The following is a 9,945-nucleotide window of genomic DNA, read 5'->3' as shown; positions in this document are numbered from 1 at the left end:
TCGGCAGGAGTCACGTTCACAGCCATCAGGCCTTCGTCCACGCGGCGGCGGATTTCTTCCTTGGAGGGCTTGTTCTTCAGGATGTTCAGGGAATCTTCCAGCTGGCTACGGATGGTAAAGAACTGGTTGAAGCATCCGAACGGGTCCTGGAACACGGACTGGACTTCGTTCCAGTGGTCCTTCAGGTTCTTGATGGGCTTGTCGCGGTACAGGAACTGGCCACGCGTCGGCTTGTAGAGGCCGAGCATGATCTTTGCGAGCACGGACTTGCCGCAACCCGAGCCACCCACGATGGAGATGAATTCTTCGTCGTAGATGTCAAAGGAAACGTCCTTAACGGCGGTCTTCAGGCTCTTGCCCGCACCGAAATCCTTGCTGATGCGCTTGGCAGAAAATACAACGGGCTTATCACTTAGCATAATCGCACCTCACGTCACGATCGCCGACAATGCGGAGATTCTGAGTGTTCTTCTTAAACTGACAGTCCTTAGCCTTGCTGCAACGCGGGGCGAAGCGGCAACCCTCAATCTTGTTCTTGAGGCTCGGAGGAGCGCCTTCGATAGCCACCGGGTGACGGCCGCGCTGGCTCGCCTCGGTACTGAGCATGGCGCCCATGAGGGCCTGGGTGTACGGATGGCGCGGATCCTTGACGACCTGTTCCGCCGTACCCTTTTCCACGAATTCACCCGCGTACATGATGGCGATGTTGTCGGCCACGTGGTACAGGAGCGGAAGTTCGTGCGTAATGAAGATCATCGTGCTGAAGATGCCCTTGTCCAGAAGGTCGAAAATCATCTTGATGACTTCCTTCTGGGTGGAAACGTCCAGAGCGGACGTCGGTTCGTCGGCGATCACCATCTGCGGGTTGAGCAAGGTGGAGATACCGATAACGGAACGCTGGCGTTCACCGGCGGTCAGCTGGATGGGGTAAGAATCGAGCACGCGCTTCGTGTCCATTCCGAACAGGTCGAAACGTTCACAGAGGCGGTCGTAAATTTCCTTGTGGTCGAGCTTCTTGCCGGGCTGCTGATGAGCGGCAATCACGTCGGCGGCGATGTCCTTGATCTTGCGGACCGGGTTCAGGGCGTTGAACGCACCCTGCGGAATCATCGAGACCTTCTGGGCGAGAACGTTCTTGCGGACGTCTTCGACCTTGCGGTTCATGAGGGATTCCATCTTGTCGCCGCTCTTCACGCGCACGTCGCTCTTGCCTTCGGGGTAGAGCGGCGGGATGCACATGCCCATGAGGCCGGACACGAGAGTCGACTTACCGCAACCGGACTCGCCCGCGATGCCGAGGATTTCGCCCTGCTTCATGGAGAAGCTGACGTTCGTAACGGCATGGGTCTTGTCGCCGAAGCGGCCCAGGTAATACAGGCTGAGGTTTTCTACTTCAAAAACATTTTCTGACATTTCGTTACCTCTTACTTGCGGAGCCTGGGGTTAAACACGCCTTCCATCGAAGTATTGATGAGGTAGAGCGCGAAAACCGTGAGGGTGATGATGATGGTCGCCGGGAGGAAGGCAATCCAGATACCGCCGGAAAGGGCACCGTTGTCCTTCGCCTGGTTCAGGATAATGCCGAGGCTCGTGGAATCCAGAGGACCGAGGCCAATCATGGAGATGGAGGCTTCGGAAAGGATACCGGAGGAGACCTGCATGATGAACACCATGAACACGTAAGAGAGCAAGTACGGAAGCACGTGCTTGATCACGATCGTGAGCGTGGATGCACCGTTGATGCGGGCGAGCGCGATGTGGTCGCGGCTGCGCAGCGAGGATGCCTGCGCACGCACGGCACGGGCAGACCAGCTCCACGCCGTAAGGCCGATGATGAGGCCGATGAGCGTGAGAGAACGTCCGTCCTTCACAGCGGAGCTGATGAGCACGAGAATCACGAACTGCGGAATCACGATGAAGATGTTGGTGAGCATGTTGAGGACTTCATCAATCCAGCCGCCGCGGAAACCGCCGAACAGGCCGACAAGCACACCAATCGTCGTCGCAATCACACCGGCGACAAGACCCACATAGAGCGAGGAACGGAGACCGGCGATGAGCAGCGAAACGTAGTCGCGGCCAAGGTGGTCCGTACCGAGCAGGTGGTCAGCGCTGGAACCGGCATAGGGGCCGGCCATCATGTCGCGGGCGTTGATATCCACATGATAGAAGAGGGGGCCGAAGAAAGCGATCAAGAGCGTGATGAAGAAAATGGACACGCCGATCACGAACATCGGGGACTTGAGAAGATTTCTAAGAAGTTTACCCATGATTACTTACCTCCCATCTGGAGACCGGCCTTGACACGCGGGTCGAAGACGGCAATCAAAACGTCGACAGCGAAGTTAGCAACGAGCACGCAGGTCGAAATCATGAGCGTGCAGCCCTGAATCGTCGCGTAGTCGTTCTGCTGGATGGCAGTAAGCATCGCCATACCGAGGCCCGGGTAAGAGAAGATCATTTCGGTAATGAGGGCGCCGCCCACCATCGCACCGAGGCTCTGGGCAAGACCAGTGAGCTGCGGGAGCATGGCGTTGCGGAACACGTAGCTGATGATCTTGCCTTCACGGAGACCCAGCCACTTCGCATACTTCATGTAGTCGGTACCAAGTTCATAGATGGACATGGAACGCATACCGGTTGCCTGACCCGAGAGAAGGATCGGGAACACCGAGAAGAACGGAAGGACGTAGTAGAACCCGACGCTCTTGATGCAACTCCAGCTGAACGTGAGCTCCGGAATATCCGGGCTGTAGGCGCCCATGGCCGGGAACCAGCCAAGCGTGATGGAGAAGAGCGCCACGAGCAACATACCGAACACGAAGAACGGCACGCCGTTGAGGAACATGGCGCAGGGGAAGAACACCTTGTCGAAGATTCCGCGCTTGTAGGCAGCGAAAGCACCGAGGAGGTTACCCACAATCCAGCCGAGGATAATAGTCGGGGCCTGGATCGCAAGAGTCCACGGGAGGGATTCCTTGATAATTTCGACAACCGGCTTCGGGTACTGGCTGTAAGAAAGGCCGAGGTCACCCTTGAACACGTTGCCGATGTAAGAGAAGAACTGAGACAGGCCCGAAGCGAGTTTCGGGTCGCTCTGGAGGACCACCTGGTCCACCATGATAGTATCCTGATGCTCGGTCTGGACCTTTTCCATGACGGCGACTTGTTCGACCTTCGCGACCTTCTTCTTGGTCTTCGGGTCTTTTTCCATCACGGGCTTGCCCTTCGCGTCGAGAACCGGCTTTTCTTCAAAGACCGGATTGCCCTGTTCGTCGAGCTTCTGGCGTTCAACCATCACCGGGTTGCCTTCGGCATCGACGTCCTTGATCACCCTGAACACAGGCTTGCCCTGTTCGTCGAGCTTCGGAACCTTGATCGTCTTGACCTGGCCGTTTGCATCGACCTCAGGTTCATAGACAACGTTGCCCTGATCGTCAAGTTCAGCCATACCGAAAGCCTTGAGCAAGGCTTCCTTCTTGAGCTTCGCCTGATCCGGAGTAAGACCCTGAGCGGCCTTACCCATGATGATGTCCACAGGGTTGTTTTCACCCATGCGCGGCAGGGCGAAGTTGATTGCAACAGCTACGACAAACGTCAGAAGATACCAGAAAGCCTTCTGCAGGACATAGCGTAGCATAGGATACTGTTTAAGCATTTATAGTCCTTTTATTTTCCTTTGAATTACTTGAGCTTCAGGTTCCAGAGAACCTTCGTGCCAGAAGCGATCCACGGCAGCTGGGCCGGAGCGTAAGCGTTGTCGGCAGAGGGCCAGTTGGTCCACACGCGGTCACTGAATTCGTAGAACTGTTCCGGGAGGTAAGCGAGCGGAATAGCCGGCTGGTCTTCCATGAAGATCTTGTTCAGTTCGCGGTAGGCTTCGGCCTTCTTGGCTTCGTCGGTCATGAGCGGAATTTCAGCAAGGAGCTTGTCCACTTCGGGGCGGAATTCCTTGGTGCCCGGCTGGTTGTAACGGCCAATGTTGGTGCCGGCCCAGTCACCGAGCTTCTGCCAGTCACGGCTAGACATGACTTCGTTGAAGCGGCTCCACGGGAGAGACGGAGAAACGTCGGCAGTCGGCTTGTGCATGATGAGGTCGAAGTTGCCAGTGCCCATGGCAGGCCAGTACTGACCGCCATCCACGAAGCCTTCACGAACGTCGATACCGGCCTTGCGCATGCCTTCGACAGCGATAGACACCATGGCTTCCCAGTCGGTCCAACCGGCCGGAGAGGTGATGAAGAGGGTCGGAATCTTTTCGCCCTTGGCGTTTTCCATGTGGTCGAGCGTACCGTCGTCCTTGAACACGGACTTGTAACCAGCTTCGGAAAGCATGGCCTTCACGGTGTTGAGGCGTTCGGCTTCGTCAACAATGTTGAGGTTCACACCGATCTTAGCATCTTCGGCGTTGATGTACTTGCCTTCGAGGTTCGTCGGCATGATGAGGCCCGGCTGGAGCTGGGACGTGTAGTTGGAAACGGCGAACTGGCGGATGGCGTTGTAGTCAATCGCAGTAGCGAGAGCACGACGGAAGCGCTTGTCGTTGAGCGGTTCCTTCATGGTGTTGATCATGAGCATGGGCATAGCGCCCGGCATGAAGAACGGAGCGTCGTTCAACCAGGTGTGCACGCCGGCGCCCTTGAGGTCACCGATACGCGGAATGAAGGACATGGAAGCGTCGAGTTCACCCTTGCGGAGAGCGATGGTGTTGTGTTCGTTGCTCTTGTAGATCGGGTGGACGATGAACTTCGGAGCCGGGAGCTGGCCGTTGTGGAGGGCGGCGTTGCCCCAGTAGTCGTCACGACGTTCGAGGATAATCTTGTTCGCAGAGTAATCCTTGATGGTGTACGGGCCAGAAACGACCGGGTTCTTGTCCATCGGGAGCTTCTTGACTTCGTCGAGGCCCTTTTCGGCAACGAGCGGTTCAAACACGTGAGCCGGCACGATACGGATGGCCTGGAGGAGGTCCATCACAGAAAGCGGGTTGTTGCGCTTGTCCTTGGCAACGATGAAGGAAAGGCGTTCGGCAACAGGCGCATCCTGGGCTGCCGGTTCGGCCTTGAGGGTATCCACGTGGATTGCGGAAATCTGTTCGGAGGTGTTGATGGCGCCGTTCGCGAAGATGAACTTCACGTCGTTGGAGTTCACCTGCTTGCCATCGCTCCACTTGGCAGCGGGGTTCAGGTCGACCACGATGCTGTCGTTGTTGGAAAGTTCAGGAACGAGCGTACCGAGGAGGGCTTCCACCTGACCGTTAAGAGTGTTATAGGTGACGAGCGGTTCGTACACCAGGTTGAAGCGACCGCCAACGGGCCATGCGGCCATCCAGCTTTCGGCGAGCGGGTTGAACGTAGCGGGAGCACCCCACTGCTGGCCAGACAGATAAAGTGTCTGCTTACGGGGCAAAGAGCCATCGGCAGCCTGCTGCTCGCTGCTGCTGTCGCACCCGAAAAGGGCGGCCGTCGCCGAAACCACGACAGCGGTCTTGACAATCGATTTCATTCCAATCATGTGTATCCTCTTATTGTAAGCCTATTTACGACTTTTGATGAAAATTCGGAACTAATATAGATTTAAACGTATTGTTTGTTGTCCCCCATACTAAAAAAATACGTTTACAAGCAGACACAAACGCGGGTACGGCACCGCCCCTCCTCGTCTTTGCCGCCCGAATGATTACGAAAATTTACAAACGTGTATGACAAATAATATAAGCGCAACAATCGGCCATTGTCCGCCGCTTTTTTGGGGAATCATTCCTTCTTCTTTTTTCTTTCTCTTATCGCTTTCAGTTGTTCTTCGGTGCAGAAACCGGAGATGTAAATGATGTTATCTCCAGAAAATTCTTGTTTTTGTTTTCCCATTTTTAAATCGTAATCCCATTTCAATCGATTCGTCGTTCCCAAAAGAGATTTTACAAGCAAAGAATCTTTTTGAAGAATGTAAAAATCAATTAAGTCATAAGGCGTTACAGTCCTGTTTTCTGAATATTTCCGACCTCGATAAAATCCAGAACCACGTCCTTGCGTACCTCGAAAAGGATTTATGATGATTTTATTTCTATCAAGATCTGGAAGACTTACCCAAAAAGAAGAAATATCCGTAGTACTCTTAAAATTGATTGAAAATGTGATTTCATTTTTCATTTCGTGATAGGTTAGAACATAAACGCTATCCTCTCCATGAAGCCAAGAAATAGAATCCTTATAAAAGCAAAAATAGGCAAAGATAGGATCATCATCAGATTTTTCATCTGGATAATCGGCAGCATTGCAAAATGCGAACGCACATGCGATAATGATGCAAATTTTATAAATCACTCGGACAGACATAATTATCCTCGGGATATTTAAACGAATCGTATTTTTGATGATATCGATCCGTCGCTCTTTTAAAACGTTTATCATACTCTTTTTTCATTTCATCCAAATATGGCTGTACACTTTCTGTTATAGCCGCATTCAAAGCATCCTTCTCGTTACAAGCCTCCACTTCAACTTCAATATACTTAGTTTCTTCAGGGAATTTTTTTACAATACATTTAAAATCTTCCACATGCCCTTTTTCATGTTTTTCTACTGCATTATGGTCTTTTTGCGTAGTAACATATCCGTCAGGAAAAACAAAACCAACATCCACAACATAATAATCAATACTAGTAAGACTCATTTGAAGTGTTGTCCCCACTCTCACCCAAACTTTCTTATATTCGCAGTCCTTAACGATGCATGTTTCCTCTAAAAATTTGTTATCTAGTACATTGGGAGTGCTAAAGAGAGGTCCTGCATCAGGGCATGTAATCCCCCCAACTTTTTGACCATTTTCAATTATCCCATAATCTCCTCGAAGATGTCCACAATCATCTCGTTTAAAAAGGGCTCGCCTAGAATTTCTTTGGTTCATCCCTTCAAAAATATTCTCAATTGTTTGCTGTAACTGATTTGTCGATTTTTGATAAAATTTATCAATAGCTTTTCTATAAAGAATCTGTTTAGCAGAGTTTGCCATTGATGTTTTTCGTCCTAAAACATCATAATATTTCGCGTTATTTATGAAATCAATATCATATCCAATAACACTTGCATCTTCCGCATCGCCATAATCAGCGACTCGTTTCATTAAAACATTTCCATCTGGACATTGATTGTCATGCTTTTCAAATGGGTCATAGCAATCAACCTGTTCATAGAAGTATCCGATATTATGTTCTCCAAATGGACCCTCATTCCATAACCAAGAATGTGCACACTCCGAACCACGTGCAGGATTGCACCTGTAGCACTTTCCATTGTACGCTATGCACGCCTGTTCTGGGTACTCAGGAACTTTTTCCATCGGGAATCCCGGGCACTGCCCAATCCGATTGTCATCCTTGCGCTCTCCACTTTCGCAATCAATTTCCGTGAAATAGTATTTATCAATATGCGAAGGTGAGACCCAAGACCAAGCAGAGTTGCATTCACTGGTAGTGCGGGCGGCATTACATCTATAGCATTTACCACTACTCTCAAAACAGGAATTTTTCGAAGCATTTGATCTATCGGCAGACGACAGCGCTTGACACAAGGCGTATTCGCTTGACGAACTCAATTCTTCGGACGAGGAGGATTCCTCGGAACTAGAACTTTCCTCTTCCGACGATGAGGATTCTTCTGAACTTGAGGAACTCTCCTCAGACGAGCTGGAGTATTCCTCCGCACTTGAATAGGGCTCCGCACCCTCGCATTCGCCCACAACACACCAACCACGATTAGAAAGTTCCGTCTGGTAATAGGGTATTCCATAAGAAATAGCACAATTGTCAGACATATCCTGCAAAGATTCCTCGGCCTCGTCCTCTGTTCCGAAACAGTCGTCATCATGCGGGAACCACTCGCCACGGCAATAGGCAGTCATTTTGCCCATATCAGGGAATGCCGGGGCAGCCTCAAGTACTAGATTCTCTAAATCACTGTATGAAACATTGGCGGGAAGCAGATGGCGCATCGAGAAAAGGTTTGACTTGTTGGTTATCCCATTGATGGTTTCTTCAAGTATCGTTATCATCCTAATATATTCAATATACATTAGAGTATTCGCATCGTTGAATACGGGCGCCCACCAAAAGCCCGAGCCGTCATCATTTGAATAATAGAGTCTGATAACATTCCCGCTAAAATCGCATGTTCCGTTCTCGATGCCATTGCACCAATAGCCTTCCGAATAACCACATATGGGCATCTCAATCGGCAAATAGCCTTCCGCCAGTCCAAAATTGGCAAAGTCACAAGCGACAAGACGCCCATTTCCCGCACAAGTGCAATTCAACACGAAGATTTCATCTCGGTTTTGCATGTTCGGAAGGGCATTGTACACATCCAAATGCACATAGCCAAGCCTCGCGAGATCATTTCTCCTGTCGCCTCCTATTTCACAATAATCCGTAGGACCCGCCGAGGAATTACTGGAATCATCACAATGGCCTTCACCTTCATCACAGGAACCTCCGCTGCTGGAGCTATCGTAATTTTCGCTAGAGGAGGATGAATTCTCTTCGGAACTAGACGACGTCTCGTCTTCCTTAGAGGACGAACTTTCTGCCGAACTAGAGGACTCTAGAGAGGAGCTACTTTGATTTTCCGACGAGGAAGACTGTTCCGTTTCCGAGGAACTTGACTCCTCGCAACCAGGAAGAGTATGGTCATCTAAACCACAAGATTCCCTAGATCCGTTCAATGTGCTTCCCCAAGCATTTAAATCGGTCATACAATACATCATGGGAGTTTTGCAGTTTTCATTGCAATATTTCTTATTTTCTTCTAACTCTTCCAACATTTCTAAGGAGCTACATGTATTGCATGAGACCCGAAGAACAAAAGCATTCTCTACAAACCTTCCACCACATGTATTGTTAGAAGAACTTTCGGACACCGAATAAGAAAACTTTCCACCACCGCCACCATAACTTTCACAACTTTCTCGATAAGCTTCCGCGCCTTCAATAGCGTATTCTCTAGATTCATAAAGCAAGCAGTCAGCGAAAACTAAATGACAATACAAAAACAGAACAAGACAAATCCTCTTTATCATTTCTCTTCTCCTACAAATTTCACGTTCGGATATTTAGCTTTAACGCAACTCTTGTAATCCTCTGTTCCCTCTTTGAATTTAGCATCGCATTCACTAAAATCGTAAAGGCCTTTAGTCACAGGCCTTGGCGGAATCCCTTTAACAGTACCTTCTGTTGAAGAACTATTAGTTTCCGTCCGAGGACGATCGGAACTTTTTTCTTCTGGAATATTTTTTTCTTTCGAACACGCGACAGCAAATACCATCGCCACCAACAGAAGCAGAATCCTTTTCATGCCATATCCTCCTAACATGATTCATGAAACTACTTACAAATATAATACCTTGTTCCAAGAAACCTGTGTAACATAACAAAGGAAGCCGCCCCCGGAGGGACGGCTTCTCTTTGCAATTTGCACGAATCACTTCAGCATGGATTCTATCGCCACTGACGCGGCTCCAGAATGACATGCTATCGCGATTGCCGAATTACTTCTTCTTGCAAGCCTTCTTGCAAGCGCACTTCTTAGCAGGAGCGGCCTTGGCAGCCTTGCAAGCCTTGCGCGGGTCACCGGCGTACACAGCATCCTTGCCGAGTTCTTCTTCGATGCGGAGGAGGCGGTTGTACTTGCACACGCGGTCCGTACGAGAGAGAGAACCAGTCTTGATCTGGCCAGCGGCGGTACCGACGGCGAGGTCAGCAATGAAGGTGTCTTCGGTTTCACCAGAGCGGTGAGAAACGATCGGGGCGTAGCCTTCGTCCTGAGCGCGCTTGATGGCGGCGAGAGTTTCGGACACGGAACCGACCTGGTTCACCTTGATGAGGATAGCGTTGGCGATGCCAGCCTTGATGCCTTCGTCGAAGATGGTCGGGTTGGTCACGAACAGGTCGTCACC

Annotated in this window: 8 protein-coding genes and 1 pseudogene; all 9 read right to left on the bottom strand. The window is 50.6% G+C overall.

The window, feature by feature from the left end; all coding sequences use genetic code 11:
- Positions 1-419: ATP-binding cassette domain-containing protein (locus tag IK012_RS10435; RefSeq protein WP_290954096.1), on the bottom strand; the 419-nt coding region annotated here is incomplete at its 3' end.
- On the bottom strand, positions 409-1,413 hold the full coding sequence (locus IK012_RS10430) for an ABC transporter ATP-binding protein (RefSeq protein WP_173378484.1): 1,005 nt from the start codon (positions 1,411-1,413) through the stop codon (positions 409-411). The genes IK012_RS10435 and IK012_RS10430, both read right to left, overlap by 11 nt.
- An 11-nt stretch (positions 1,414-1,424) precedes the next feature.
- Positions 1,425-2,270, bottom strand: coding sequence for an ABC transporter permease (locus tag IK012_RS10425; protein WP_173378483.1), 846 nt, complete (start codon positions 2,268-2,270; stop codon positions 1,425-1,427).
- A gap of 2 nt (positions 2,271-2,272) precedes the next feature.
- A complete protein-coding gene (locus IK012_RS10420; protein ID WP_290954092.1) occupies positions 2,273-3,640 on the bottom strand; it encodes an ABC transporter permease in 1,368 nt (455 codons plus the stop codon).
- 44 nt (positions 3,641-3,684) lie between these two features.
- Positions 3,685-5,511 carry an ABC transporter substrate-binding protein gene (locus IK012_RS10415; protein ID WP_173378481.1) on the bottom strand — a complete coding sequence of 609 codons (1,827 nt, stop codon included), beginning with the start codon at positions 5,509-5,511 and terminating at the stop codon, positions 3,685-3,687.
- A 242-nt stretch (positions 5,512-5,753) separates the two neighbouring features.
- Positions 5,754-6,332, bottom strand: coding sequence for a hypothetical protein (locus IK012_RS10410; protein WP_290954088.1), 579 nt, complete (start codon positions 6,330-6,332; stop codon positions 5,754-5,756).
- Entirely contained in the window at positions 6,310-9,069 is a 2,760-nt protein-coding gene (locus tag IK012_RS10405; RefSeq protein ID WP_290954085.1) for a hypothetical protein, read from the bottom strand. Before IK012_RS10405 ends, IK012_RS10410 begins: the two co-directional genes overlap by 23 nt.
- On the bottom strand, positions 9,066-9,344 hold the full coding sequence (locus IK012_RS10400) for a hypothetical protein (RefSeq protein WP_290954082.1): 279 nt from the start codon (positions 9,342-9,344) through the stop codon (positions 9,066-9,068). The genes IK012_RS10405 and IK012_RS10400 overlap by 4 nt, the downstream gene beginning before the upstream one ends.
- A 193-nt stretch (positions 9,345-9,537) precedes the next feature.
- A pseudogene (locus IK012_RS10395) lies at positions 9,538-9,945 on the bottom strand (phosphopyruvate hydratase); the annotation flags it as partial.

It is taken from the genome of Fibrobacter sp. (assembly GCF_017551775.1).
Taxonomy (GTDB): Bacteria; Fibrobacterota; Fibrobacteria; order Fibrobacterales; family Fibrobacteraceae; genus Fibrobacter.
The sequence above is the reverse complement of the archived record's forward strand: the minus strand, read 5'-3'. Positions and strand labels throughout refer to the sequence as shown.